The organism is Lederbergia sp. B243.17 (genome assembly GCF_057657925.1).
The window spans coordinates 26,125-50,597 of record NZ_JBWBKF010000038.1; the positions used below are offsets into that span (position 1 = coordinate 26,125).

29 protein-coding genes and 1 other annotated feature are annotated in these 24,473 nt (G+C 44.9%); of the genes, 5 read left to right on the top strand and 24 right to left on the bottom strand.

All coding sequences use genetic code 11. The features are described 5' to 3' along the window. Positions 1–6: 6 nt before the first annotated feature. The 12 genes from AC0TWI_RS07035 to AC0TWI_RS07090 form a co-directional block, all read right to left on the bottom strand. On the bottom strand, positions 7–492 hold the full coding sequence (locus AC0TWI_RS07035; protein ID WP_488125627.1) for a tetratricopeptide repeat protein: 486 nt from the start codon (positions 490–492) through the stop codon (positions 7–9). After that, entirely contained in the window at positions 492–1,256 is a 765-nt protein-coding gene (locus AC0TWI_RS07040; RefSeq protein WP_488125628.1) for a phosphotransferase family protein, read from the bottom strand. Before AC0TWI_RS07040 ends, AC0TWI_RS07035 begins: the two co-directional genes overlap by 1 nt. A 32-nt stretch (positions 1,257–1,288) precedes the next feature. Next, complete coding sequence (locus AC0TWI_RS07045) at positions 1,289–1,576, bottom strand: hypothetical protein (protein WP_488125629.1); 288 nt, start codon at positions 1,574–1,576, stop codon at positions 1,289–1,291. Positions 1,577–1,607: 31 nt separating this feature from the next. Continuing rightward, positions 1,608–2,084, bottom strand: coding sequence for a GNAT family N-acetyltransferase (locus AC0TWI_RS07050; RefSeq protein ID WP_488125630.1), 477 nt, complete (start codon positions 2,082–2,084; stop codon positions 1,608–1,610). 195 nt (positions 2,085–2,279) lie between these two features. After that, positions 2,280–2,762 (bottom strand): hypothetical protein, encoded by a 483-nt coding sequence (locus AC0TWI_RS07055; RefSeq protein ID WP_488125631.1) that lies wholly within the window; start codon positions 2,760–2,762, stop codon positions 2,280–2,282. Between the two features lie 2 nt (positions 2,763–2,764). Then, complete coding sequence (locus AC0TWI_RS07060; RefSeq protein ID WP_488125632.1) at positions 2,765–2,968, bottom strand: helix-turn-helix transcriptional regulator; 204 nt, start codon at positions 2,966–2,968, stop codon at positions 2,765–2,767. Positions 2,969–3,054: 86 nt separating this feature from the next. After that, positions 3,055–3,450 carry a hypothetical protein gene (locus AC0TWI_RS07065; RefSeq protein WP_488125633.1) on the bottom strand — a complete coding sequence of 132 codons (396 nt, stop codon included), beginning with the start codon at positions 3,448–3,450 and terminating at the stop codon, positions 3,055–3,057. Between the two features lie 62 nt (positions 3,451–3,512). Then, positions 3,513–4,157 (bottom strand): hypothetical protein, encoded by a 645-nt coding sequence (locus AC0TWI_RS07070; RefSeq protein WP_488125634.1) that lies wholly within the window; start codon positions 4,155–4,157, stop codon positions 3,513–3,515. Between the two features lie 79 nt (positions 4,158–4,236). After that, positions 4,237–5,673, bottom strand: a complete 1,437-nt coding sequence (locus tag AC0TWI_RS07075) for a hypothetical protein (RefSeq protein WP_488125635.1) — start codon at positions 5,671–5,673, stop codon at positions 4,237–4,239. Then, positions 5,639–5,851 carry a sigma factor-like helix-turn-helix DNA-binding protein gene (locus AC0TWI_RS07080; RefSeq protein ID WP_488125657.1) on the bottom strand — a complete coding sequence of 71 codons (213 nt, stop codon included), beginning with the start codon at positions 5,849–5,851 and terminating at the stop codon, positions 5,639–5,641. Before AC0TWI_RS07080 ends, AC0TWI_RS07075 begins: the two co-directional genes overlap by 35 nt. Before the next feature lie 15 nt (positions 5,852–5,866). Then, positions 5,867–6,190, bottom strand: a complete 324-nt coding sequence (locus tag AC0TWI_RS07085; protein ID WP_488125636.1) for an RNA polymerase sigma factor — start codon at positions 6,188–6,190, stop codon at positions 5,867–5,869. A gap of 162 nt (positions 6,191–6,352) precedes the next feature. Beyond that, a complete protein-coding gene (locus AC0TWI_RS07090; protein ID WP_488125637.1) occupies positions 6,353–7,783 on the bottom strand; it encodes a DHA2 family efflux MFS transporter permease subunit in 1,431 nt (476 codons plus the stop codon). Between the two features lie 166 nt (positions 7,784–7,949). Here AC0TWI_RS07090 and AC0TWI_RS07095 point away from each other — a divergent pair, with 166 nt between their 5' ends. Next, positions 7,950–8,495, top strand: coding sequence for a TetR/AcrR family transcriptional regulator (locus AC0TWI_RS07095; protein ID WP_488125638.1), 546 nt, complete (start codon positions 7,950–7,952; stop codon positions 8,493–8,495). Between the two features lie 47 nt (positions 8,496–8,542). On the opposite strand, the gene AC0TWI_RS07100 is transcribed toward AC0TWI_RS07095, so the two are convergent. The 8 genes from AC0TWI_RS07100 to AC0TWI_RS07135 form a co-directional block, all read right to left on the bottom strand. Beyond that, positions 8,543–8,944: a group-specific protein gene (locus AC0TWI_RS07100; RefSeq protein ID WP_488125658.1), complete on the bottom strand. Its 402-nt coding sequence runs from the start codon at positions 8,942–8,944 to the stop codon at positions 8,543–8,545. After that, a complete protein-coding gene (locus tag AC0TWI_RS07105; RefSeq protein ID WP_488125639.1) occupies positions 8,941–9,372 on the bottom strand; it encodes a VOC family protein in 432 nt (143 codons plus the stop codon). The genes AC0TWI_RS07100 and AC0TWI_RS07105 overlap by 4 nt, the downstream gene beginning before the upstream one ends. Positions 9,373–9,502: 130 nt before the next feature. After that, the gene (locus AC0TWI_RS07110) at positions 9,503–9,625 is read right to left on the bottom strand and encodes a hypothetical protein (RefSeq protein WP_488125640.1); all 123 of its coding nucleotides are present in this window, start codon (positions 9,623–9,625) and stop codon (positions 9,503–9,505) included. A 527-nt stretch (positions 9,626–10,152) separates the two neighbouring features. Then, positions 10,153–11,235, bottom strand: coding sequence for a VanZ family protein (locus AC0TWI_RS07115; RefSeq protein WP_488125641.1), 1,083 nt, complete (start codon positions 11,233–11,235; stop codon positions 10,153–10,155). Between the two features lie 73 nt (positions 11,236–11,308). Then, entirely contained in the window at positions 11,309–12,745 is a 1,437-nt protein-coding gene (proS, locus tag AC0TWI_RS07120; RefSeq protein ID WP_488125642.1) for a proline--tRNA ligase, read from the bottom strand. A gap of 55 nt (positions 12,746–12,800) precedes the next feature. Then, positions 12,801–13,012 (bottom strand) — a binding site (T-box leader). A 111-nt stretch (positions 13,013–13,123) separates the two neighbouring features. Next, on the bottom strand, positions 13,124–15,562 hold the full coding sequence (locus tag AC0TWI_RS07125) for an ABC transporter permease subunit (RefSeq protein ID WP_488125643.1): 2,439 nt from the start codon (positions 15,560–15,562) through the stop codon (positions 13,124–13,126). 31 nt (positions 15,563–15,593) lie between these two features. Beyond that, positions 15,594–16,469: an ABC transporter ATP-binding protein gene (locus AC0TWI_RS07130; protein WP_488125644.1), complete on the bottom strand. Its 876-nt coding sequence runs from the start codon at positions 16,467–16,469 to the stop codon at positions 15,594–15,596. A 60-nt stretch (positions 16,470–16,529) separates the two neighbouring features. After that, positions 16,530–17,393: an aminoglycoside phosphotransferase family protein gene (locus AC0TWI_RS07135; protein WP_488125645.1), complete on the bottom strand. Its 864-nt coding sequence runs from the start codon at positions 17,391–17,393 to the stop codon at positions 16,530–16,532. Positions 17,394–18,114: 721 nt separating this feature from the next. Between AC0TWI_RS07135 and AC0TWI_RS07140 the strand changes: the two genes are divergently transcribed. Then, on the top strand, positions 18,115–18,849 hold the full coding sequence (locus tag AC0TWI_RS07140) for a hypothetical protein (RefSeq protein WP_488125646.1): 735 nt from the start codon (positions 18,115–18,117) through the stop codon (positions 18,847–18,849). A gap of 100 nt (positions 18,850–18,949) precedes the next feature. Here the strand turns inward: AC0TWI_RS07140 and AC0TWI_RS07145 are convergent, their stop codons facing one another. From AC0TWI_RS07145 to AC0TWI_RS07155, 3 genes are read right to left on the bottom strand one after another with little or no spacing between them, the layout of a single operon-like run. Then, on the bottom strand, positions 18,950–19,201 hold the full coding sequence (locus AC0TWI_RS07145) for a YqkE family protein (RefSeq protein ID WP_488125647.1): 252 nt from the start codon (positions 19,199–19,201) through the stop codon (positions 18,950–18,952). Positions 19,202–19,223: 22 nt separating this feature from the next. Beyond that, entirely contained in the window at positions 19,224–19,892 is a 669-nt protein-coding gene (locus tag AC0TWI_RS07150) for a 3-oxoacid CoA-transferase subunit B (protein WP_488125648.1), read from the bottom strand. Then, positions 19,892–20,593, bottom strand: coding sequence for a CoA transferase subunit A (locus AC0TWI_RS07155; RefSeq protein WP_488125649.1), 702 nt, complete (start codon positions 20,591–20,593; stop codon positions 19,892–19,894). Before AC0TWI_RS07155 ends, AC0TWI_RS07150 begins: the two co-directional genes overlap by 1 nt. Before the next feature lie 213 nt (positions 20,594–20,806). Here AC0TWI_RS07155 and AC0TWI_RS07160 point away from each other — a divergent pair, with 213 nt between their 5' ends. Next, entirely contained in the window at positions 20,807–21,463 is a 657-nt protein-coding gene (locus tag AC0TWI_RS07160) for a 5-bromo-4-chloroindolyl phosphate hydrolysis family protein (RefSeq protein ID WP_488125650.1), read from the top strand. Continuing rightward, positions 21,456–22,637 (top strand): toxic anion resistance protein, encoded by a 1,182-nt coding sequence (locus AC0TWI_RS07165; RefSeq protein WP_488125651.1) that lies wholly within the window; start codon positions 21,456–21,458, stop codon positions 22,635–22,637. Before AC0TWI_RS07160 ends, AC0TWI_RS07165 begins: the two co-directional genes overlap by 8 nt. Before the next feature lie 220 nt (positions 22,638–22,857). On the opposite strand, the gene AC0TWI_RS07170 is transcribed toward AC0TWI_RS07165, so the two are convergent. Then, positions 22,858–23,142, bottom strand: a complete 285-nt coding sequence (locus AC0TWI_RS07170) for a hypothetical protein (RefSeq protein ID WP_488125652.1) — start codon at positions 23,140–23,142, stop codon at positions 22,858–22,860. A gap of 240 nt (positions 23,143–23,382) precedes the next feature. Between AC0TWI_RS07170 and AC0TWI_RS07175 the strand changes: the two genes are divergently transcribed. After that, a complete protein-coding gene (locus tag AC0TWI_RS07175; RefSeq protein ID WP_488125653.1) occupies positions 23,383–24,273 on the top strand; it encodes a hydroxymethylglutaryl-CoA lyase in 891 nt (296 codons plus the stop codon). Positions 24,274–24,473: the final 200 nt, after the last annotated feature.

The following is a 24,473-nucleotide window of genomic DNA, read 5'->3' on the forward strand; positions in this document are numbered from 1 at the left end:
TTCTCCCTACTTCCATGTTCGATCCAGTTGATCCGAATAAAAATCTATCGCCTTTTTATAGCTAAGGATTTCTGGATCTTTTGTCGTTTCCGTTAAGCAGTTTAGCAGCAGCTCCATCGCTTTGCTGTGCTCGTTCAAATTATACAAAGTCATCGAGTAGAACGTTTGCATTGCCCGATTATCAGGAAATACTTCCATCCCCTTTTCAAATGTCCTTCTCGACTTCTCATATTCTCCTAACGTCCGATAGGTGCTGCCCAGTCCGATGAAAGCCCCCTCTAAATCCTTGGACGGCAATCCCAACTGGATCGCTTTTTCATAATAAGGGACAGCCTTCGCTTCTTCCCCTAAAAGGTCATAACTCCACGCACATTGATAATTTATCAATGGATGAGCCGGAAAGCTTTGCACCAATTTTATTAGAATGTCATTGGATTCTGTGTAATGACCCTTCTTTCGCAACTCGATCGCTCGGCCCAATTCTGTTTCCATCATTCTTCCCTCCAAGCTTCCATCGATTGATTGACGATTCCCAAAAGGCGATCCGTGTTCTCTGAGGAGACATTTTCGGATAATCTCGCCCCGGCGATGACAGGTGCCCACTGAAAAACATCCGACTTTGTAAGCCCGCTTTTTTCACAATAAAGCCGCAGATACTGCTCCGCCACATCGGCCGAAAATTGCGAATACAAAAGATACGACCGGTATACGTCCGCACGAATATCGCCTGAACTGGCATCCACCCAATCAATTACGGCCAAGTGGTCTTCTGCCTGAATCACATTGAACAAATGAAAATCGCCATGGCAAAGCCTGCTCTCATATGTGAACGAATCGAGCCTTTTTAACAAATAGTTTTTTTGCCTTTCGTCTAAAAATGGCCCGCTCTTAATTTGACGTTGTAGTTTGGCGGCCATTGGTTCCATCGCGTTGTCTGGACGAACTGCATGGATATTTATCTGCATATCGACCGACATATCCAAGTAGTACTCTGCTTTTCTTAGATCGTTGAAAAATAAATCTCCTAATGTGCTCCCACTGATGTATTCCATTCGTATCGCTTGCTTCCCGTTTATTTCGGTGACTTCAAATACCTCAGGTACCGGAAGTCCGCTTGCATAAGCAAACTTTTGCTTGTTTGCTTCTTTTCTCGCTTCCCCATCCGGCAGGAAGTCGTTATAAACCTTTATAGCCTCACTGCCGGACCGATAAATACTTGCCGTATTTCCTTTCGCGATCGGTTTGCCCAAATTCATTGGCATTGCTCCATTCTATAAGTATTGCAACATCAATGAGGCTGTTTCGCCACATCTTTCTGGAAGATTCCAACTAGCAGCATGATGAGCCCGATTAGGAACAGGGCAGGAAAAACATAGACCATAATAAAGGCGGACCAGCCGCTTTTCGTAATCCACGCCGCCATAAGCCCGATTGAAAAGGACAGAGCCGGTGAAATGGGAATCATCAGTAAGATCCCCCAAACGATCGCCTTTCTCTTTTTCGATTTGCCTTTGCTTAGCAGAAACGCTATATATACCCCTATTAATGAAATGAAAAGTCCAGTTGCAATTGCCATGTTGTTTCCCCTTTTCTATTGTATGATTTCATCACAGCGGTTTGGCGAGCAAAATTTCGTCATGAATGGGAATCCCGTCCTCGCTGTTTTCAGGGATTTCCGGTTTTCGTTTCCGAGCCTCATCCACCGCCCCAACATAAAGTTCTGCCAGGCGATATCCCCGCTTTTGGTAAAACGCCAAAGCGCGTATGTTATCGTTTGTCGTAATCAGTTTGACCCTCTTGCACTTTGCATCTTTTGCTTTTTTTTCCACCTGCTGCACTAAAAAAGTTCCAATCCCCTTGCCTTCTTCCACGCTATCCAAGGAAATGATTTCGCACTCATCCGCGCAGATAACGTATGTAATGTAACCAACAATCGTTTCTTTGTCATTCAACACCGCGAAGCCTTCCAAACTCGTACAATCAAAGACTCCGCTAGAGATCACCATCTCCGTGCTTCCCCAATGCTGGATGAAGAATTCGCTGACCTTGTCTTTTTGTAATTGATCGGCCTCTACCATTCTCATTTTCTCTTCCCCTTCTTGCTGAAAATCCGCACAACCCTGTTCCAGTATAATCCTTTTTGCGAGGAAAATGCTGCCATGAACATTTTTGGAGCATAAAAAAAGTGATCCGAGCTTTTAGTGATTGGGCGAAAAAAACGAACCATGACACGAAAAAACCCTTTGGAAAAGCATATCCAAAGGGAAAACAAGTACAGCTTATTCGGTGTCTTTTTTATTTGGCGTAAGAGCGGTTAAAAGTCCAATGAGATTTGGCAAGATGCTGAATATCAAAAACTTCCAGTTATTCGTGACGATTGAAAGCACCGTAAAAACAATGATGGACAAAACGACAGTGGTGACGCCGATCTTTACACGGGAAAGCTGCATCGGCGCCGAACCAGACATGCTGATGGCCAAAACCATGCCGCTAATTGCCCAACTTCCAAGATGCGCCAGAAGAAGGACTCCTAAAACCATTGCCGGGCTTAACTCGATCCCTAGCATGATCAACGTAAAGAAAACATATATCGTACCTAGTGTCACATACCAAGAGGTGGATCTCGCCTTCTGCCAAATATGATAGTATAACTCATCCAACCCTCTGTTTTTCTTCGCTTTCTTCCGGCCGAACCACCAGCCAAGAAGCCCGAAAATCGCTCCCCCGTACAAACCAATCATACCGCTGATCGATATTTCCATGCTCACATTCCCTCCTCTTCGAATAAAAACACTTCTTCGATTGTGCTGTCGAACGTTTTCGAAATGCTGTAGGCAAGTTCAATAGATGGATTGAATTTCCCTGACTCAATGGCAATGATGGATTGCCTGGACACGCCAACTTCCTTAGATAAATCTTCCTGCGTCATCTTTTTCAATTTCCGCAGTTCACGGATTCTGTTTTTCATATTGCCTCCTTCATAAGAGTAAAGTGCACTTTACATTTCTTAATAAGTAAAGTGTACTTTACATTAACCCGCATGTCAACTACACTTTACATTTTTCTTTTAAATAGGCTTTTTTTCGGAGTATGTGTTGATACCTCACTCCAACTGAATGGGAGCCAACGGAAGTAGTGATGGCCAACAACAAGTAACTGAAGTATCATGCTGAAGTCTCTTTTTGATATATAGAAGTTTCCTATGTGACCCTTGGAGGGGAGTTCGTCGGCGAAGGGCACATAGAACGCTTCTATGTTACTCTCGGAGCGGAGTGCGTCGGCGAAGGGCACATAGGACGCTTCTATGTTACTCTCGGAGGGGAGTGCGTCGGCGAAGGGCACATAGAACGCCTCTATGTGCCCCGTTGGATGAGCAGTGATGAATTTTTGTGTTTGTGCAAAAACAAACTGAGAGGTGAATATATCCACCTCTCTCGATGCAACTTTCATTCTTTTCCTTTTCGTTCTCGGGGCATGCTTTCATTTACATGTCCCCTTTATTCGCGGTCAACTCAATTTTTCAATTGCTTTACCCATTCCCCATCATTCCAAATAGCCGGGTTATCTATCGTTTGATTTTCTCCGCGATGGATGAAGTCATAACTGTCTTTCCCCTTCGTATACCAATCGACGATCACCAGCTTGCCGTTTACATTGCGGACAAGAAATTCCGTCGGTTCACTATAGCTGCCGATTATCTTATGAATTTCCGCAGGCAGGTTCAGATATAGATAGCCCCCCTCCTCATCGGCCATGTACTTCGCTTCCCATTCATGGATCTCAACCTCCTTCACCGGGTCCTTCGTATAAGCTGCATAGGTCCCATACTGAGAGCGGATTTTCTTTTCCGTATATCGTTTGAGGTGGCCGTTATCGATGAATGTGCTCAGCTCGATATCCGAGCCGTTCCATATTGCTTCATAATATTCGGTCAGCGCCCTAGCACACAGCTCATATGCCGTTTCGATATCTTGTTCGGATAACTCCCCTTCATTGTTAGCCAAATAGTCAGTTGAATCTTGTACTTCAACAGGGCTAGGCATTATTGTAGTGCCTTCTCCCGAGACGTTAGCTGTATTATTTTCAATTATTCCTTCAGCCTTCTGGCATCCACTCAATACGAATAAAAGCACTGCCAATAAATAAACAAGCTTCATCGCCATCCCTCACTTTTACCTTAGTAGCAACGGAAATTGCTGTGCATCCGATCTGGTTGGCCCCTTTACGGATATGGGTTCACTTCATCCCTTTCCAAGGCTCTTCCGTGCTTTCCAGCCAATGCGCCCACGCGCTGAAGCTGCCGTCAAACTGAAAATAAATCTGTTTGATTTCGGGAAATTTCTCAAAGGTTGCCGAATGAAGCGCATGGAACAAGGTTTGTGCCTGTGCACTTGCCGGACTTCCCGCCATGAAATCCTTAAAATCAACAACAACGGTTCCTTGCTCATCGATGGCCGCGCCGTTCAATGAGTCTTCATCTCCAAAGTTGATTTCACCCCTTCTGAAAAGCTGAAGAAGTTCTGCCTCCAACTCAGGAAAGGGTTTTCCAAAAGTTCGATAATCATAGCCGATTTCCACTTTCTCCAACTGCTCCTCAATCAAACGATCATATTCTGTTCCCAATGCGACTTCGTACACGCCAATATATTCCTTCTCAGGTATCATGAGAAAGATTTGGTTTCCCTCTGTCTGAATATACCTCTCCATTCTCTGGGGTTTGACGATAAATTTCTCTTCAGGGATGCGCACCCCCCCGAGCGTATCACCCTGCCGGTTTAGCGCTAACACATGTGTCTCTGAAACAGGAGTGTTGACGGGCGGCGTCACGGTCTGCATATAAATAATTTGATCCTCCGTCACCTGCTGTACTGCCAAATTGCCAAGCCCTAAATCGGAGAATATTTTATATTCGTCATGGTGTCCTTCCTCATTCAATTGCAGGACACTTTCCTTCCGATTGACCCGCTTCAATTGGTAGGATAGCTCTCTCTCCTCCAAAAAGTGTAAGTCAGCGAGGCTAGCAAACCGTTCTTGGTTTTGGCTGACCATCACTTCGCCGTTTCGTTCGATTAAGGAGTCGGGGAAAAACAGATCCAGGCCGGATAGATCATACGTCTCAGCTAACTCTCCATCTGATTTGTATTGGCACACGATATTTTCCGCAGTGTTTAGCACATAGATGTCCCCGCTTTTCGTCACCAAAATATCTTCTAGGCCGCCAATTATATTTGGGTTTTTTTGAATCGGGAAGGTTCTCGTCTTTCCGTCTTTTTTCCTGATTACGATCCGGGAGTTTGCATCATCCAATACATAGAGGGTATTCTTCTCGATGTCAAAACTGCTGACAGGATTCATCCACTCATTCCTCAAATCGGCTTTTCCGTATTCGATCGTATCCACCAATTGAATTTGTGAGAACTCTTCAATCTGGAATGGTTTCCCTGCCTCCCTCTGATGAACAAAGGAAGACACGAGTAGCGGCAATAGGAGGAGTACGGCAGCTGCTGTTAAGAGCGGGAATGCCTTAACCCTCCAGTTTTTCTTTGTTTCTTTCATTTGGAGACGGTGCTGTAACTGATTGACGAATTCCCGGTCTGGTTCTAAGTCGGTACGATTTTTAATAGGACTAAGCAGCTGTTTAGCCTCTTCGGTCGAAGCGACGGTCTTTTTCATCAATCTCCATCCCCTCCCATCCTTGAAGTTCCTTTTTTAACACCTTCACTGCCCGATGAAAATCGACCCGGACCTTTAACTCCGTACAATCCAAGATTAGCGCTGTTTCTTTTATCGTCAGCTCCTGAACCCCGCGCAGGATAAGCAAGCTGCGATAATGCGGCTTGATTTTCAACAGGGCATCTTGTACCTCCTACCACTGCTCCTTAATCAGCATGTGATCATCCAAAGATTCATTATGGGTTTGGTGCGCAAGGCTTTCCATTAGGCCAGACAATAACAATTTTCTTTTCTTTCTGCGCAAATGGTCGAATGCCGTATTCCTCGCTATCGAAAGCAGCCAATACTTGGCCCGGGAAGGATCCCTCAGCCTGTGAATCTCATTTATCGCTTTCAGGAATGTTTCCTGTGTAATATCCTCTGCATCTTGTTTATTGTTGGAAAAATATAATGAGAAATGATAAACATCCAAATGGAAACTCCTAAATAAGCTTTCTATATCTACCTCGCCATCCATTGGCCTCCCCCCTCAGTTAATAAGTCGAATTCCAAGCGATTTTGTTTCAAATTTTCATTAAAATCTTTCTTTTTTTACCTAAAATAGAAAAGACCCGCATGTAAAGTGCGGGTCTGGGGTGATTTCTATAAACTCCTGATTTTCCTCATATCAGTAATACCGTTACGACTTGGCTCCTTCCGATCCTGCCGCCCCTTTCAGCGGTGTAAAGATTGTGATGGCGAGCGCGATGACAGCCAGGATCGTCATGAAGTAGTATGCTTGCCCCGAAGCATAGATGGATGCAAGTGCTTTGATTCCCTCTGTAACACCTTGCGACATCAGTTCGGTTGCGTATTCTGTTGATCTTGACGTGAAAATCGTGACGACAACGGCTGTGCCAATCGCACCCGCCAGTTGGCGGACCGTATTGTTGACAGCAGTGCCGTGTGTGACGAGCTGTTTCGGCAATGCATTCAAGGCGGAGGTGCTCAGCGGCATCGTAATGAAGCTCAAGCCGATCCGCAAGAAAATGGTCCTGACCATCAAAAACGTATACGTCGTCGTAGCCGAAATATCCGTCACCACCCACATCGAAGGGATGACGAACAGTAAACCGATGATAAACAATGGTTTCGCACCGAAGCGGTCATACAGTTTCCCGGTGACCGGCGAAAGAAGCGCATTGATAATTGCACCGGGCAACAAGAGAAGACCAGCATCGAATGCGGTAAATCCGCGTCCGTCCTGTAAGTAGATCGGCAATAAAATCATGTCGGCGTAGAGCATCATCGTAACGATCACGTTAATAAGCGACGTCATTGTAAAGGTATGATTGGTAAAGACGCGCAGATTCAAAAGCGGATCGTCCGAACGCAATTGGCGGATGCTGAAGAGTGCCAGTATGAGTATGCCGCCAATAGTACCCGTTAAGACAAGCGCATCATCCCATCCATGGCTTCCCGCGTTGCTGAATCCGTATAGAACAAATCCAAATCCGACGGTAGAAAGCACGACGCTCCATACATCCAATTTGGCAGCGGCTCCCTCAGAGACGTTCACCAAATATTTCAATGCCAGCAAAATGACAATCGCTGCGAGCGGCAAAAGACCGATAAATAACCAGCGCCACGACACATATTCAATGATGAAGCCTGATAGAGTCGGCGCAATCGCTGGCGCAAAAATCATCGCGAGCCCTAATAGACCCATCGCACTCCCCCTTTTTTCAGGAGGAAAAATGATCATGGCAACGTTCATCATCAGTGGCATAATAATCCCTGCCCCCGCTGCCTGAATCATCCGTCCGGTTAATAAAACCGGAAAATTAGGTGCTGCCGCACAAAACAATGAGCCCACGAAAAGAAAAAGCATGGAGCTGATAAATAACTGACGCGTTGAAAAACGCTTCATCAAAAAGGCGGTAACCGGGATCAGCACGCCATTCACGAGCATGAAGCCCGTTGTCAGCCACTGCACAGTCGTCGCCTTCACATGAAATGTATCCATAAAATGACTGAGTGCCACGTTTAAAATCGTTTGGTTTAAAATCGAAAGAAATCCACCTAGTAATATTACAAATAGCAGTACCTTTTGATTAATCGGTTGTTTCATGAAGCTGATCGTCCTCCCTTTACTTTATCGACACTGTGACAATAAAATAGATTGTAGCAACAATCAAAAGCTTATACCACCGACAATTGGCGTCAAAACGTCAATTATGCGACAGAATAAAGGTCTATGTCGAAAAAAATAGAGATAATAGACAGGAGTGGATTACATGTCTGCAAAAAAAGAAGACCCTCGCGCCATCCGTTCCAAACGGTTGCTGAAGGAAGCAGCGATCGCCTTATTAGCAGAAACGGGGAATACACAGGAACTAACGGTACAAAAAGTGGCCGCGCGGGCAGAACTGAATCGTGCTACCTTTTATTTGCACTATACAGATATGAGGGATTTATTGAGGCATGTCGTGTATGATGTATTCGACGACCTGTCCGAAAGTTTGTCGCCTTTGCTGGAGACAAAGCAGGCAGAGGCAGCTGATCAGATGCCTGCTATATTGGACTATTTTTATCAGCACCGTAGATATCTTTCCGTATTGATGCAAGAGAAAGGGTTCCGAACGAAACTCCATCAATTCATTGCAGAAAACGTGCAAGCGAGACGTGAATTTTTGCAGCGAGAACCAGAGCAACGATTATCAAAGGACATCATCGCTTCCTCCTTCGTCGGCATTCTATCCTGGTGGATCCAAAACGGCAGCGAGTACAGCTCCGACTTTATGGCAAGCCAGCTCTCTCTTTGGATCAGCAAGTGGCAATAGGCTCGGTCCCCACAATAAAAGAGGCGCCTTTCCAAGAAAGGCGCCCGTCAGTTTACTATCAAATTTTTCTTTGTGATTGTCTCCACTAACTGATCAATCGGCCCGCTGCATTTTTCCACATTTGATAGATGGTAAAATGTGCTCGTTGTTTCTGCATGATTGATATCGCCATCAGGTGAATGAAGATATATTTTTTTATCCAGAGCAAGGGCCATACCAAATTCAATATGGCTGCCTTTTCCAGCCGGCAATAATACAATAATGAAATCGGCCGCCAATACAGCCCCTTTTTCTTTGATTCCAATGTCCCTTAAGCTTTCAACAGTCTGGGCTCGATCGTTCTTTGTCCAATCATAGGTTTGAATATATCCCTTATTGATCAATTGCTCACTTACCTGGCGAACGGTCTCTATGTTTCTAAAGCTTGAGGCAACATAAAACTTATTTATTGAGATACCCCCCTCTCGGAAAAATATCTTTCTTTAAAACTTGAACTTAACTCGCTCCACACATCAAACGCATTGCCGTCTAAATCGTAAAAAACAAAATTCCTCCCAGAATGCCCTCTGTCTTCTATGTCCCCGACCTTTACCCCAAGCTCAGCAAATTTCCTATGTATCGCTTTTAAAGCAGCCAATCCATCCACTTCGAACGTTAAAGAAAAACGGTCCTTGCCATAACAATCAATGAAATTAGAGCTTTGATTTTCACTGGACTTCACAAGAAAAAAGCTCTGGTTTGCCAGATTAATAATCGCCTTGTCTTCATCTTGATAACTCAATTCCGCACCTAAATTATTCACATACCATGCTGCGGAATCTTTCACTCGGGACACCGGAATATAGGTTGTGCCCACCCGCCAAAGTTTATGGTCCATTTTTAAAATCCCCTTGTTTTTTATTAGTTTAAATGTTCCGTATACTCTTCGGCTAGTATACCATTTTTAAAGAAAAGCCGATCATGATAAAAACAAAAACACCAGTCATGAAAATCGACTGGTGTTTCCTTTATCCTGCGTTCTTCCGCAGCTCTTCATATATTAAGCGGGCCTCTTCTTTCGCCCGTTTCAGGTCTTTGCTGTAAACCGTGATCAATTTATTGTCGATTATGAAGTTCCACTGTCTCATCATGCTGTTCACCTTCCCCATGCTCTTTTCTGTACTTTGAATTTACCACAGATCGCATTGGGTTAAACCTGCTTGGTTGGCAGCTAGGATAAAATGGGCCGGTGTTTTTTTGTTGCCGTCTTGACCCAAACGCTATGCTCGAATGGTCGGCCAAGAATTGTTCTTCATCGACTGATTTCTATCCCGTAAAGCTTAATCGTCAGCAGTCTAAAATATTTCGCGATGTGAATTTTGTTTGTTCTTTTACCATTTCTTCGCATGAATCATCACCGCACCAACCAGCAAATATCCAACCAGGAATTGTCCCGTTTTGCTCCAATTCCGCTAGGTGTTGTGTTAAATCTTCCATCGTATCGATATGTGTGTGCTTTAGCTTTTTCAAAAAGATGGCTTTGCATCGTTTCCAGCTCTTTTCAATGCTTACACCAATCGATTCTACAGGCATAAAAACTTTTTTTGCATCCCTGCTTTCTATAACGCTTGATCATTTTCTAGTTCAATCCGTACGGGCACGCCTTTTGTGAAACTTGTTAGAATAGAGAACGTAATTTCTCTTTTATACTATTAATAATCCTTTGTCCTGTGTTGACTTCTATAAGCGTAATGTCCCACATCACGGCATTGATATTGGGATTTGGATCATCGTCAGTTAATTTTATCGTAAGTTCATTTACACCGCTTAAAGGAATTTGAAAAGAGATGACCTGATTCTCTCCACTTTTACCAGATAACCCAAGGGAATAAATTTCTGCGCCATCTGCGATCAATATTATATCACTTATCCCTTCTGCTTCTTTGAGTGGAGTTGTTTCATCTGGTATAGCAGCATAGCCTTCCATTTTTGTATACTTGCCATTTAAATGATATGTAAACTCATTATTTCTTGTATTTTTTCTACTGTACATATTGATTTGAGGATCAACCTTTTTTCGGTCTGCTGTAAAACTTAAAGGGGGGTCTTCCCACAGTACAATGCCATCTTGTAATCTAAGTTCATTCAGAGCTACAACATCGCCACCTCCATTTTCCAAATAATGATTGATGCCGCCAACAATGACAATGACTCCAATGGAAAGTATAAAGGCTGTTAAGATCATCCGACAGATCCCTTTAAATTTATTTCGATCATTACGCACTAACCGCTGTGCCCAAAATCCTACCGCTGCCCCTAATGTATTAATAATGATATCGTCAACATCAAAAGATCCTAAACGAGATAGCATTTGTAAGATTTCAAGAGTGGTAATAGACAGGATAAATAAGGTTATAAATCGAATGAAATTACAGCGAAACAGAAGCGGGATGACAATTCCAAAAGGTATAAATGCTGCGAAGTTGCCGAACTCAAAAAACCAAATTTGAAAATACCTTCCGGGAAAGTGTAAAGGTATCCCGTTAGGTATCAGATTATATCGCATGCTAGAATCTTGTGGAAAAGAAGCTCTATTGAAACCTATATACAAACAATAGAGGATCAAAACGGTATATAATGCTAACAGTATGATTGTGATTCTTCGTAACTTTCCTTGATACATAATTGTATCCTTTCTCTTCTTTAAAGCAGCTGCTTCATTTACAACATCTCTCCGAAATTGATGTGTATACCACTCCATTTATCAATTATCGTTGAATATCAAACCTTTCGCGATATCTTCAAAACCGACTAGACGATCTAAGGGGAATATATTAATACGCTCGAGCAAACCAAACGGTGTGTTTTGCTTCTTTCCCACAATGAAGGCATGTTCGCTTTGTCGTGATTGGGTTAAATGGAATGTTTCGCGATGTGAATTTTGTTTGTTCTTTTACCATTTCTTCACATGTATCGTCGCCGCACCAGCCAGCTAAGATCCAGCCGGGAATAGTCCCGTTTTGCTCGGATTGCGCCAGATGTTGTTTTAAATCTTCCATCGTATCGATATGTGTGTGTGAATGCTCCTCACGGAAAGCTTTAGCTTTTTCAAAAAGACGGGTTTGCATCGTTTCCAGCTCTTTTCCAATGCTTTCAACAATCGATTCTAAAGGCACGGAAACTTTCTCCTCTGCATCGCGAGCTTTTAGTAGCGCTTGATCATTTTCTAAATCCCGTGGACCCAGTTCAACACGTACAGGCACGCCTTTTAACTCCCATTCGTTGAATTTATAACCTGGTGATTGATCAGAATCATCAAGACGAACGCGAATTCCTTTCGCTTTTAAAGCTGCAAAGATTTCATCTAGTTTCTCCACAATCGCAGGGTTCTTTTTCCATGGACCGACCGGAATCAAAACAACTTGTGTCGGGGCAATTTTTGGCGGTAATACAAGACCTTGTTCATCACCATGAACCATGATCACAGAACCGATTAAACGGGTGGACGTCCCCCAAGATGTAGTATGAACATATTCGTGTTTGTTTTCTTTCGTTAAATACTTGATGTCAAAGGCTTCCGCAAATTTTGTACCTAAGTAATGTGAAGTACCTGCTTGTACGGCTTTTCCATCTTTCATCATCGCTTCAATGGAAAATGTATCAACAGCTCCAGCAAAGCGTTCTAATGGAGTCTTTTGACCATCATATACTGGAATCGCAAGTAATCCTTCCACGACCTCCTTATAAATCGTTAACATTTGCATCGTTTCCTGACGCGCTTCTTCTTCATCCGTATGAGCTGTATGGCCTTCTTGCCATAAAAATTCTGAGGTTCGGATAAAGGGAAGAGTTTTCTTTTCCCAGCGGAATACGTTAGCCCATTGATTAATTAAAACCGGGAGATCCCGATAGCTATTGATCCAGTTAGAATACAAATGTCCAATCATTGTTTCTGAAGTTGGACGAAGTGCTAATCGTTCTTCCAATTTCTCTCCTGCCGCTTCTGTTACCCAAGGAAGCTCTGGTGAGAATCCTTCAATATGATCCTTTTCCTTTTGAAAGAAGGATTCCGGAATTAACATCGGAAAGTATGCATTCCGATGACCCGTTTCTTTAAATCGTTTATCCATCTCTTCTTGAATATGTTCCCAAATCTCATAGCCATCTGGTTTAAAAGCGATACAACCACGAACTGGGGTGTAATCCATTAAATCAGCTTTTTGAATCGTATCAATATACCATTTTGAAAAGTCGTTTACTTTTTGTGACATGCCTTTTCCTCCTGAGAAAGTAAAATAACAAAATAAAAAAGTCATAAAGAGTCCTAGAAAGGACGTCTTTATGACGCGGTACCACCTTTATTCGACATTAATAATAACTATTAAGTCCTCTAAACGTTTGTAACGAAACGACTCGGTTAGTTTTTATCTAACACCTCCGTGATAGGGTTTCAATAAGGAGAGGTGATATAGCTTTCAGCCAAGGCTATATTTTCTGTTTCACAATCCTTATTTACTTGGTCACATCATTGGTTACATATTTTGGAATTACGATATCAAAAGTTACTTCAAATAGTTATTTTATACACATGTAACATTATATATAACATGCTCTTTTTTTATTATCAACCATAAAATAAACGTCGTTCACTACTTTGCCCGCAAAACCAGCAGATTGCCAATTAACCATAGAGCCAATGTGGAAGCAAGCAGGATGATGGCCCCCATCCAAACCGTCACACCTGCATTGTTAAGTGTTACCGCCAGTTCCCCATTTGCAATCTTGGCTGGATGCAAGAAAGTGAAAGGAAAATATTGGGCGGAACGCTGATAGAACTCGGTGCTGATGAAATAGCCGCCGAGAGAAACGATTAGCGTCAGGGCTACAGCACCAAACCGGTTCAAGAACAGGCCGAGAACATGTGAAAGTGTGAGAATAAAGATCAATCCAAGACAAAATAGCATAATTGCCTGGAGGACGTATTCTCCCATCGGAATGAAATGAAAGCCCATCCATTGTGATTGAAAGCCTGTATACCCCTCGGCTTCGGCAACCGAAGTGGTATCGTAGAACAGCACCGGGTACATCCAGTCTCCAAAACGATCAAACAAGGTTCCGAGCAAAAGAGCGAAGGTAAATACTCCCAAGCTCGTCAGCAGGGAGATGCTGAGAGCAGACAGCCATTTTGCCTGGTAGATCGATGAAAGCGAGACAGGTTGTGTGCGCAAAAGGCAGATGGTCGGATTCTTCCCTCTTTCCATTGCCAGGCCGCCGCCAAATAGGAAAAAGAGCAAAATGATCATAACGAAGACATAGTGGTTCACAAATAAAGAATAAAGGCCAAATAGCCCGCTGCTGTCCACTTTTTTGTGGTTTTCGGCCTTCACTTCCTCCGCTTTTATCTCCTTTTCATCTCTAGAAGAAAACGGAGTGAGTATTAACTCCCCTGTAAATACCGGCTGCAGTTTGTATTTCATCAGCCAATTCTTTTCTTCGATACTCGCATCCAGAGCCATTTGACCGATGAAAGACGCCGCATAATTGCCCAGTAATCCTGTATCAAATTCATCATTATACCTTCTGTCCACAAATTGCTGATACTGGTAAAATGGAAGCCAATTCCCGTCCTGGTATTCGAGGTAGGCCCTTTTTGCCAGCCGCACCTCCTCTTCCAGTATGCTGATTGCTTTTTCTTTTTCCTCTTGGAAAAAATAAGCCTCCGGGTGATCAGTCTCCATTCCCCTAATAATACGCAAGATATCAAGCTCGGAATCCATATTGTCGAGCTTATGCAAATACGCCTCTTTCAGCGCTTTTGATTCGATAGAAGAGTGAACAAAGTGGAAGCCGGCCAAAACCAAAAGTACAGCTGCTGCCTGCAGAAAATGCCCCCGTCTCCACGTCTTCCGCCATTCAAACAAAAGTAATTTTCGGATTGCAGCTCGTCTTTTGCCTGTCTCTCTGTCAGAAAACGGTCTGATGACTGTTTTGCCTCCGAACAACTCCAGATTCTTTTCCGGCAGACGGATAGCCAGGAAGAGAAGGAGTACAGCCCAGATAAGACTTGAGATCAATCCTGCCACTACTTCGTTTCCCGTCAGTTCCTGTGCTTCCGCCAAAGCCTGGATCGCAAAGAACGGATTCCATGGTTTTTCGATTGTACCGGATAGGCCGGCCAGCCCGAACATTCCCATGAAAGTGAGCGCGGTTCCCAATAACACACTGAATGAGCCTTTCAGCCAATTGCTGAGCAAAAAGACCAGGCTGAAGGCGAACAAACTGCTGCCGAAAAACAAGGTCGCTTTCCGAAGGAACAGGTCAAGGACAGTGATGGTGACAAAATGATCTGGGAAGACGATGATGAGCGGATAATCGAGATTGAGTCCGTAATCCGCAAACAAGAGCGGGATGACCATCCCAATCAGAAACACCAAGCCGATCAGGAATCCGGCACTGATGGCGGCACTGAAATATTTTGCCGCGTACAGCTTCCACTTCGGAATCGGCTGCGTCCTCAGCAGTGACCATGTATTCTGCTCCCTTTCTCCCGAGACAACCGTGCCAAATAAAAGCACGGCAAGTGCCAAGCCCCACCATGAAAAGGACCAATCCGCAAGATGATTCATCACAAGTCCGGGAGAGAGCGCATATTGTTCATCATCATAGGCAAGCCGGCGCTCGACCATCCATTTGTTCTTTTCAATCGCCATTTCCCTTTCCATGCCTTGCAGGCTGGAAAATAGGCCTCCGTGGCTTTCATATTCACGGATTCCCTGCCAGAATTCCATCTCGATGACCGGCATCTCATCCCATCTGCTATTGTTAATGGCCACTTTCCACTGGGACAGGGAGGCGCCGATATTGCTGATGTCTTCCTTTTGCAGCTCCTGGCTTTCATCGGCCTTCCCTTCTCGGGAAAGCTCCTGAAGCATGTCTCTCGCACTCGAGATCTCTCTAATATACGGGATAATTCGTTCCTCTGCCCTGTCAGGGCGGGTTGCTTCCTGCTTTTGATTAAGGGTGAAAAGGCCAGAGCCCGCCAAAAGGACAATGATGAGCATCCATAAGAACTTCCATTGCTTCACCACTTTTTAAGTTCAAACGTCAGCAGCTTCCCCATCACTCTACTTCCTTTGCAAAAAGATGTCTGTACCTGCTTTCCGTTCCCATCTTCACTTTTTCGATGTCCATAATTTGCACCTGAGCCTCGTCAAGCTTTTTCGTCATCTCCGCCAATGAATGAAGGTCGTCCAATTTTATTTTCCCCTCCACTTTTTCAAAAGGAAATGAAAATTCTCGCAATACGTCTTCACCTTTTTCAGGCTGATCAAAGCTCACCAGATAATAAAGGATTTCATTTTGCCGGATATTTTCCTCGATGATCCGTCCATCCTTCAGGAAGAGAATGTCAGAAGTGACCTGGTCGATTTCCGGCAAGTTATGCGAGGAAACGAGAACTGTCTTCCCCTCTTTGTATAGTTCAAGCAGCAGCCTGCGGATTTTGATTGCACTTGTCGGATCAAGCCCGTTCAGCGGTTCATCAAGGATAAGCAGCTTCGGATCATTGACGATGGCCATCGCAACGAGCAAATGCTGCTTCATCCCGAGAGAATAATGGCCAACCTTTTTGTGCATATACCCGGTGATCCCCAGTCTTTCTGTTGCATCTGTGATTGCCTGTCTCGAAAGCCCCTGGATATCGGCGATAAATTGAAGGTGATCATAGCCCGTGAGATATTCGTACAAGACCGAATTGTCCTGCAGGAACGAGATTTCCTTAAAAAGGTCGGCATTCCGGTTCGATCTGCCAAGAATGAAGACATCCCCCTTATCGGGTTTCAGCAGGTTCGTAATCACATTCAGCAACGTCGACTTGCCGGAGCCATTTGGCCCGACCAGCGCCAAAATTTTCGGCTCGGCAATCTCTAATGAAATATCATTCAGCACCAGTGACTTCCCGTAAGACTTTGAAACTCCTTTTATGGACAGTATCATAGCGGCCTCCTCGTATAAGAGATAACCCTGCGGCGACAAATTGATCCCTTTTTAAAAACATCAAAAATATGTATCAATCAATTTGCCAAAATCATCTTTGTACAGCTTTTCAAATATCTCAATCCCTTGGTAAAAGCTTTTGTTATAGGTTTTGTCATCTTCAACTGTCCATGCGGTTGCCAGCACTGAGTGACAATATCCCCAAAGCAAGAGCCGCTCTTTGTTTAGATGAAGTTCTTCCGTGAAAATCTCTACTCGCTTTTGAATCACCTGAAAAGCATTCTGATCCGGGAGCTTATTTAACATGTATTGGATGAGATCATATTCAATCTCTCCGATTAGGCCCTTCGGATCAATCGCCGACCAGTCCCCTTCCCCAGATGAGAGCACGTTATAATGGTGAAAATCCCCATGAAGGAGAAAAGATCGTTCTGTTGTTTGAAGTAAATAGGTGAAGACTCTCAACGCCCTTTCGAGGGTTTGCTGGGAGATAGGCCCAACTCCATTGGGATGTTCATGCAAAATTTTCCGAAGCTCTTCTTCTCTTCCCTTGACCGTTGATATTCGGGTAGTAACCGGCGCAGGAATGGTCAGTTTTTTCATCACATTCGCGGCAAGCCGGCAAGCCTCCTCATCGTCTGCTAGTTCAGCCAAGGTATACCCGGGTGAAAGTTTTTGCAGAATGAGTACTCCTTTTTCCTTATCGTAGTCGATCAGTTGGACGATTCCTCTATCCTCAAACAGACGCAATGCTTCCAGCTCATTTAAAAAGTCCTTTCCCGGGATGCTGATCTTTACGACTACCTCTGTCGAATCTTCCATCGTAGCAGGTGCCACATAATTGATGGAAAGTGGATAGGGCACCTTTATCTTCAGCCCCCATTTTTGCTCGCAATATCGAATGATATCGGGTAAACTTTGCAACCATGATTCACCTTGTTCTTTAAAATATAAACGCACCGACCGAACAAAATGTTTTTGCAGCTCCATAATGAATATTCCTCTCAGACTGTATTTATCTTCTATATCTTTCGTCACCTATTCTTTGTATAACTTTGCATCATGTTCTTTGGTGCAGGAGCCGGTTTGAGCTTCTGTACATTAGTTCCCCTACTAAACTGACGTCTTGAGGAATTTTTTAGTTTCAAAATGGCCATCAAAACTTATCCGTGGCTTTTATATGAGAAACCAAAATACCCTACAAGAAGGGTTATAAAGTGCTATTCATGGAACCGGTATTTCACTACTATGGCTCCCTCATCCTCCGCAAAAACTGTTTCTTGGCTCACTCCAAAATTCCCTTCCTGATCGGCTTCTTGCTTTTTGAATATAACATATATTTCAAAATCTTCAATCAGACTTCCAATTTTACATCTGCCGCTAGCAAGCCTTGGGTCATATGTGATTCATCGTGCCAGCCCTCGTCGGACGTTAAGATCGGATTGGCTGCTCATGCTCTGGAAATTCCTAATTCTCGTATCGCGACTTCGCCTTCCCCCGAACGTCCCACTCCGGCCTCCTCTTTAAGCTTTTAATCTTTAAAACCGTTAAAACCCTATAAAAATCTTAATCATTCATAATCAACCATAAGAGGGTGTCCTTTCGGACCCTGGACCTGCTATATGATGGGCAGGAGTGATAAAAAATGGCAAAGCAAATAAAAATTGATATACATTGCGCTGAAAAAGTCGGTTTGAATGAAAGCATTTTACTTGGGTGGCTTGAAGACGAAATCCTCCTTTCAGGCGTATTGCTGGAAGGAACAAAGTGGATCCCGAAAACATACGTGGAATGGCAAGAGCTGCTTCCGTTTTGGTCGCTGTCAACAATTAAACGAATTTTCGCTTCGCTGGAGAAACAGGGGCTGATCCGGATTGAACAGCATGGAAGGCACCGGTATGACCGAACCAATTGGTACGCGCTGCTCGGCCCCGCCGAAGCAGATCGAACGGAGCAAGCGAACATCATAGAAACGGATGCCCCTGAGTCAGAGAAACAGGAAGATTCATTGTCCGAAGCGTGCCAGACGGTTAAAAACAAGATGAGAGCATTGAAATTTTTCCCGCTCCGCAAAGAGCAGCAGAAGGAACTGGAAGAAGCCTGCCGCCGTTTTCCGGTTGAAGGAATTATCGAAGCACTGGAAACAACCGCAGCCAAGTCGATTTTCGCCTGGAAGTATGCCTATAAAGTATTGGTGACGAGCACAGGAGAAGCCCGGCACCCGGCCCGGAACCGAAAGATCATTCGAACGGAAATGCTGCCGGACTGGTTTCATCAACAGGACGTGGAGTTCGAAGACACGGTCTGGACAGAGGATCTGCTGGAGAAAAAACAACGGTTGGAGGAAATTCAGTTAAAATATCGGGCCGCAGGAGAATAAATGGTGAAGGGCAACAAGTACCGAGGGAAATGTTCGTTGAAGCCATACTTGCCTAAACAAAAAGGAGCTTGCCTTTAAAGGCCGCTCCCCGTGATTCCGGTCATTTGTAGTTTTTCCAATTCATATCTGTCTCATTGAGCAGTTCTTCGAACGTTTTGTTCTTTTCGCGCTGTTTCCGCTCTTCGATTTTCCGTTTTTGTTCGGCGGCTTTTTGGTCTTCTTCTGCCTTCAGCATCTCGGTTTTGGCGAGCTGGAGTTTTTTCAGCACATCGCTGTCAAGGCCGTCTTTCAGCGTCAATGATCCGGTATCTTTCTCTTTTGCTTCCCGCTTGTTTTGTCTATGTTTGGCCATTTCTCTCTCTTCTCCTTGCGTATTAATAGGCATCATGGATAAGCCCGTCATCAACCAGCAGATCCGGCTCTGTCGATAAGACGATCTCCTCGACTGTAAAGCCTTTTGCCACTTCCTTCAGGACGAGGCCGTTCTTTGTTACATCAATGACGGCCCGCTCGGTGATGATCCGATCGACAACCCGTTTGCCGGTGAGCGGCAGTCCACATTCACGGAGGATTTTGGCGGCTCCGTCTTTGTTGACGTGGTCCATAATGACAATGATTTTTCCGGCGCCGTGGACAAGGTCCATCGCACCACCCATCCCTTTTATCATTTTACCTGGAATCATCCAATTCGCCAAATCTCCTTTCTCTGACACTTCCATTCCGCCTATGATGGCGATATTCACGTGTCCGCCGCGGATCATCGCGAATGATTCTGCGCTGTCGAAATAAGCGGCTCCCGGAATTTCGGTTACCGTTTCTTTGCCGGCATTGATCAGGTCGGCATCGACTTCGGATTCCGCCGGGTAAGGCCCGATGCCAAGCAGACCGTTCTCCGATTGGAGAACGACCTGCTTATCCTCTTCTATAAAATTGGCGACGAGTGTCGGCATCCCGATTCCAAGATTGACATAGTCACCGCTTTTGATTTCTTTTTCCGCCCGCCTAGCAATTCTTTCCCTCGTTTTTGCTCTTTCACCCGCCATCAAGCACCCTCCTCTTTGCTGACGGTTCTTCGCTCGATCCTTTTCTCTTGTTCGCCCCGGATGAGATGCTGGACATAAATTCCTGGTGTGTGAATCGAATTCGAATCAAGCTCACCCGCCTCGTATATTTCTTCCGCCTCGGCAATCGTGACCTTCCCGGCCGCAGCCATCAGCGGGTTGAAATTACGTGCTGTTTTCCGGTAGATGAGGTTCCCCATCTTATCTGCTTTCCATGCCCGCACAATGCTGTAATCCGCCAAGAGTGCCTCTTCAAGGACATATTCCTTGTCACCGATCATCCGCGTTTCCTTTCCCTCTGCGATTGGCGTACCGACTCCGGCCGGGGTATAAAATGCCGGTATTCCTGCCCCGCCCGCACGAATTTTTTCCGCAAGCGTTCCCTGTGGAATGAGCTCCACCTCCAGTTCTCCCGCCAACACCTGCCGCTCGAACTCCTTGTTTTCACCGACATAGGAGCCGATCATCTTTTTGATCTGCTTGTTCTGGAGCAGAAGGCCGAGCCCCCAATCATCAATCCCGCAATTATTCGAGATGACGGTCAAATTCTTTACGCCTTTTTCCGCCAGAGCCAGGATAAGATTTTCAGGGATGCCGCATAGGCCGAAGCCTCCAACCATCAATGTCGCCCCGTCTTCAATTTTACGGACCGCTTCCCTAAAGGACGTATAGATTTTCTTCACTTTATCCCTCCTCCGCAATTTAGTAAACGCTTACATCTATTTAAATTTCGCCATTTGGCGCAAATACCCTTTTTTGCTTGGGCTTTTCACCGTCTGTCCATCGTTCCGCTTTCAATCGAGGCAGATTTTCCCTATAATAAGAGGAGAAAGATGAAACTTTTTGCTCATACAAGCGTATAACAGATGAATCGCACAGAATAGGAGCAGATGCAAATGAAACCCATCTATTCGTTTTTTCTTGGGATGGCAGCTACAGTGGAAACGATTCTTCTGTGGATCATCCTTGCTGCAGCAGCCGACATTACCGTATTGACCGCTTTCCTTCTTTCCCTCGGAGTAAGTGTAGTTTCGTTTTTTGGGGTAAAAGGAATATTAGATTATAAATTTCTTAAAAAGAACAGGTTGACCAGAAAAGAGTATGCGTATATCCAGAGGAACCTTGCCGATGCCAAGAAGAAGATCAGCCGCCTGCAGAAAGCCTTTCTCTCCGTCCGGACGATGGGGGCCTTCAAGCAGCTGTATGAGCTCAGCAAGCTGGCAAAAAGAATGTACTCCATCATCAAAAAGGACCCGCGCCGTTTTTTTCAGGCAGAGCGGTTTTTCTTCTATCATCTTGACTCGGTCGTCGAATTGTCGGAGCGTTACGCCCGTCTCGCCTCACAACCGGTCAAGAACGACCAGATTTACATTTCGCTAAAAGAGACGCAGAGCACGCTTGAGGATTTGAGCCATTCGATCAAAAAAGACATTTACCATGTGCTGGAAACAGACGTGGACGATCTCCGCTTTGAGCTGGACGTGGCCCGGCATTCGCTGAAAAAACTGGAATACAACCCTCTTGATGAGGAAAGGAGCACGAAGAATGACTGAACAAAATAAAGAATCCATCCTGAAAGAACCGGCAGGCGGCCTTGATGACCTGCTCGCCAATCCGTTCGGGCAAGAGGAACTGAACCTTCAGCCCCAGTTACAAACACAGGCTGCTGCATCACAGGCGCCTACCCGGCTTGTTGACACGTTGCCGGAGGAAAATCGCAAACGGGCACTTGACCTTGCCAAGCAGATCGACCCTGCCAACCATCAGGCGATCATCGGTTACGGAACACAGGCCCAGTCGCAGCTGACGAATTTTTCCGCTTCCATGCTCGATCATGTGCAGAACAAGGACATCGGTCCGATCGGCGACATTTTGGGCGACCTGATGGCCAAGCTCCAATCCGTCAATCCAGATGAGCTCGCACCCGAGAAAAAGAACTTTTTCTCAAAAATGTTCGGCAAAATCAATAACTCGATCCAAGAAGTCATGTCAAAGTACCAGAAGACTGGCGCTCAGATCGACCGGATCTCTGTGAAGCTGACCCAGTCGAAAAACGTTCTGCTGGAAGATTTGCAGGTGTTGGAACAATTATATGAGAAGAACAAGGAATACTTTCATGCCCTGAACATCTATATTGCAGCAGGGGAACTGAAAATCGAGGAATTGCGGACGACAACGATTCCTGAATTGAAGAAAAAAGCGGAGACTTCCGGTGACCAGATGGCCTACCAGGAAGTAAACGACATGATTCAGTTTGCCGACCGGCTCGAAAAGCGTCTGTACGACTTAAAGCTGAGCAGGCAGATTACGATCCAGAGTGCGCCGCAAATCCGGATGATCCAAAACACGAACCAGGCGCTCGCTGAAAAGATCCAGACGTCGATCATGACGGCGATTCCGCTCTGGAAAAATCAGATCGCGATCGCCCTCACCCTCATCCGCCAGCGCCAAGCTGTCGAAGCGCAAAAGCAGGTGTCCCAGACAACGAATGACCTGCTGCTGAAAAATGCTGAAATGCTGAAGACCAATACGATTGAAACGGCGCGTGAGAATGAACGGGGTCTTGTCGACATTGAAACGCTGAAGAAAACCCAGGCGAATCTGATTTCGACCTTGGAAGAAACGATCAAGATCCAGCAGGAAGGCCGCACGAAGCGTGCCCAAGCCGAGCAGGAACTGATCACGATGGAAAACGAATTGAAGCAGAAGCTGTTGAATATGAAATAATGGCGAAGCCGGACGAAAAGTCCGGCTTTTGCTATGATTAGTGGATTAAAAATCCTCCTGAATAGATAACGGGTTCGGTTGTTGAGGTATTGTAAATGATAAGCAAAAACACTCAGCAGATTAAACTGAGTGTTTTTTTGTATACATTACTATCCTTATTAACTACCACGCCCGTTAGTTTTACATCAAGCGTTACACAATAATTGCATATAATAAGGAATTATTTCTTACCTTTTCGTTCTAAAAGTATTGGCGCTATATTTAGAAAGATCGAAACAATTGTCAAAAACCATAATGCCTTTTCCATACCAGGCACAACATCCATTAAAGCCGACCAATCTTTAACTTTTACCCAATTAGATACAAGGCTATGTTCTGCACATAGTGTCAATGCCGTAAATGATAAGCCCATTGCCATCGCAAATTTATAATCTTTCCCTGTTTTATACATATAAAGATTCATAAAAGTTGCGACTATAGCAATCAGTCCGAATAGTAACCACATAATTGCACCCCCGATACTTTATCATATTTCGAAACCTTGAATAACCTCTCTTCTTATCATGTATAGTAGCACAAAGTCTCTAGAGGCTTTCAAATTTTTCAATTATTCTTATGGCGTTCTTGAAAAAGGTTCACATGATGAAAATGGTACAATAGAATTGGTAAGGAACTTTTTTAATTTTCCGCTATCAATCTCTTGATTTTATCCTATAATCAAATCTTCTATAAGGGGGAAATTGGGATGAACCTGCCGAAAAAAGCGACGATTATTGAAGTCGGACCGCGAGATGGGCTGCAAAACGAACCGCACTTCGTGGAAACCGCCACTAAGCTGCAATTTATCGAAAAACTCACCCTCTCCGGAATCAAAGAAATGGAGATCACCTCCTTCGTCTCTCCAAAATGGGTACCGCAGATGAAGGATGCAGCGGAGATCGCCGCCTGGTGCCCGGACCTTCTCCGCCCCATCGTCCTCGCCCCGAACCGGCGGGGAGCAGAGCGGGCCCTCGCATCCGGCTGCAGCTCCATCGCCGTCTTTGTCGGCGTCAGCGACTCTTTCAACCGAAAAAACATCAACAAAACGACGGCAGAGGCGATGACAGAACTCGAACCGCTAATGGCGGACTTGAAGCAGAAAGGTGTATTTATTCGTGCCTGCATCTCGACCTCTTTCTACTGCCCTTTTGAAGGCAAAATTTTGGAAGCGGATACAATAAAATTATGCCGGCAATTTGCAGATTTCGGCGTGGATGAATTGAGTGTAGCCGACACGATCGGCATGGCCGCACCGTCGGAAGCCTACTCCCTTTTTTCCCGGCTGAGGAAAGAGCTCCCGGATATATTATTGACTGCCCATTTCCATGACACGCGGAAAATGGGCCTGGCGAATATTTTCGCGGCTCTGCAAGCGGGCATCGACCGGTTCGACAGCTCGGCCGGCGGACTCGGCGGCTGCCCGTTCGCACCGGGAGCGACTGGGAATGTGGCGACGGAAGATGTCGTGTTCATGCTTGAGCAGATGGGGGTTCGTACCGGAGTCGATCTTGAAAAGCTTACGGAGGCGATCGATGTTGTCGCCGGGGTGCTGCCGCGTAAGATTGTGACGGGTTACTATAGGCTGGTGAACAGCTGAACAATGTAGCGATCATTTGGCATAAAACAGACTTATCTGGAACCCCTTAGAAAAAAACTAAAAAGAGGCTGGGACATAACTAGTCTCTAACCAAGAGAAAGGTGAAATTGAGCGAGTCAATTTCACCTTTCTCTTTTTGTTATTTATAAATTTAGGATCCGCTTGCTGTATGGGCCGTAAACTTACGTAAGTTCACGGCC

What these genes read in the sequence shown, in the direction of transcription:
- AC0TWI_RS07110 (WP_488125640.1), bottom strand. Translation starts at nt 9,625, where the DNA reads ATGATGAGACAGTGGAACTTCATAATCGACAATAAATTGATCACGGTT.
- AC0TWI_RS07095 (WP_488125638.1), top strand. Translation starts at nt 7,950, where the DNA reads ATGTCTGCAAAAAAAGAAGACCCTCGCGCCATCCGTTCCAAACGGTTG.
- AC0TWI_RS07045 (WP_488125629.1), bottom strand. Translation starts at nt 1,576, where the DNA reads ATGGCAATTGCAACTGGACTTTTCATTTCATTAATAGGGGTATATATA.
- AC0TWI_RS07075 (WP_488125635.1), bottom strand. Translation starts at nt 5,673, where the DNA reads ATGAAAAAGACCGTCGCTTCGACCGAAGAGGCTAAACAGCTGCTTAGT.
- AC0TWI_RS07040 (WP_488125628.1), bottom strand. Translation starts at nt 1,256, where the DNA reads ATGAATTTGGGCAAACCGATCGCGAAAGGAAATACGGCAAGTATTTAT.
- AC0TWI_RS07140 (WP_488125646.1), top strand. Translation starts at nt 18,115, where the DNA reads ATGGCAAAGCAAATAAAAATTGATATACATTGCGCTGAAAAAGTCGGT.
- AC0TWI_RS07085 (WP_488125636.1), bottom strand. Translation starts at nt 6,190, where the DNA reads ATGGATGGCGAGGTAGATATAGAAAGCTTATTTAGGAGTTTCCATTTG.
- AC0TWI_RS07105 (WP_488125639.1), bottom strand. Translation starts at nt 9,372, where the DNA reads ATGGACCATAAACTTTGGCGGGTGGGCACAACCTATATTCCGGTGTCC.
- AC0TWI_RS07145 (WP_488125647.1), bottom strand. Translation starts at nt 19,201, where the DNA reads ATGGCCAAACATAGACAAAACAAGCGGGAAGCAAAAGAGAAAGATACC.
- AC0TWI_RS07175 (WP_488125653.1), top strand. Translation starts at nt 23,383, where the DNA reads ATGAACCTGCCGAAAAAAGCGACGATTATTGAAGTCGGACCGCGAGAT.
- AC0TWI_RS07055 (WP_488125631.1), bottom strand. Translation starts at nt 2,762, where the DNA reads ATGGAAATATCGATCAGCGGTATGATTGGTTTGTACGGGGGAGCGATT.
- AC0TWI_RS07070 (WP_488125634.1), bottom strand. Translation starts at nt 4,157, where the DNA reads ATGAAGCTTGTTTATTTATTGGCAGTGCTTTTATTCGTATTGAGTGGA.
- proS (WP_488125642.1), bottom strand. Translation starts at nt 12,745, where the DNA reads ATGTCACAAAAAGTAAACGACTTTTCAAAATGGTATATTGATACGATT.
- AC0TWI_RS07060 (WP_488125632.1), bottom strand. Translation starts at nt 2,968, where the DNA reads ATGAAAAACAGAATCCGTGAACTGCGGAAATTGAAAAAGATGACGCAG.
- AC0TWI_RS07065 (WP_488125633.1), bottom strand. Translation starts at nt 3,450, where the DNA reads ATGAAAGTTGCATCGAGAGAGGTGGATATATTCACCTCTCAGTTTGTT.
- AC0TWI_RS07160 (WP_488125650.1), top strand. Translation starts at nt 20,807, where the DNA reads ATGAAACCCATCTATTCGTTTTTTCTTGGGATGGCAGCTACAGTGGAA.
- AC0TWI_RS07170 (WP_488125652.1), bottom strand. Translation starts at nt 23,142, where the DNA reads ATGTGGTTACTATTCGGACTGATTGCTATAGTCGCAACTTTTATGAAT.
- AC0TWI_RS07050 (WP_488125630.1), bottom strand. Translation starts at nt 2,084, where the DNA reads ATGAGAATGGTAGAGGCCGATCAATTACAAAAAGACAAGGTCAGCGAA.
- AC0TWI_RS07090 (WP_488125637.1), bottom strand. Translation starts at nt 7,783, where the DNA reads ATGAAACAACCGATTAATCAAAAGGTACTGCTATTTGTAATATTACTA.
- AC0TWI_RS07165 (WP_488125651.1), top strand. Translation starts at nt 21,456, where the DNA reads ATGACTGAACAAAATAAAGAATCCATCCTGAAAGAACCGGCAGGCGGC.
- AC0TWI_RS07130 (WP_488125644.1), bottom strand. Translation starts at nt 16,469, where the DNA reads ATGATACTGTCCATAAAAGGAGTTTCAAAGTCTTACGGGAAGTCACTG.
- AC0TWI_RS07150 (WP_488125648.1), bottom strand. Translation starts at nt 19,892, where the DNA reads ATGGCGGGTGAAAGAGCAAAAACGAGGGAAAGAATTGCTAGGCGGGCG.
- AC0TWI_RS07115 (WP_488125641.1), bottom strand. Translation starts at nt 11,235, where the DNA reads ATGGAGTGGTATACACATCAATTTCGGAGAGATGTTGTAAATGAAGCA.
- AC0TWI_RS07035 (WP_488125627.1), bottom strand. Translation starts at nt 492, where the DNA reads ATGGAAACAGAATTGGGCCGAGCGATCGAGTTGCGAAAGAAGGGTCAT.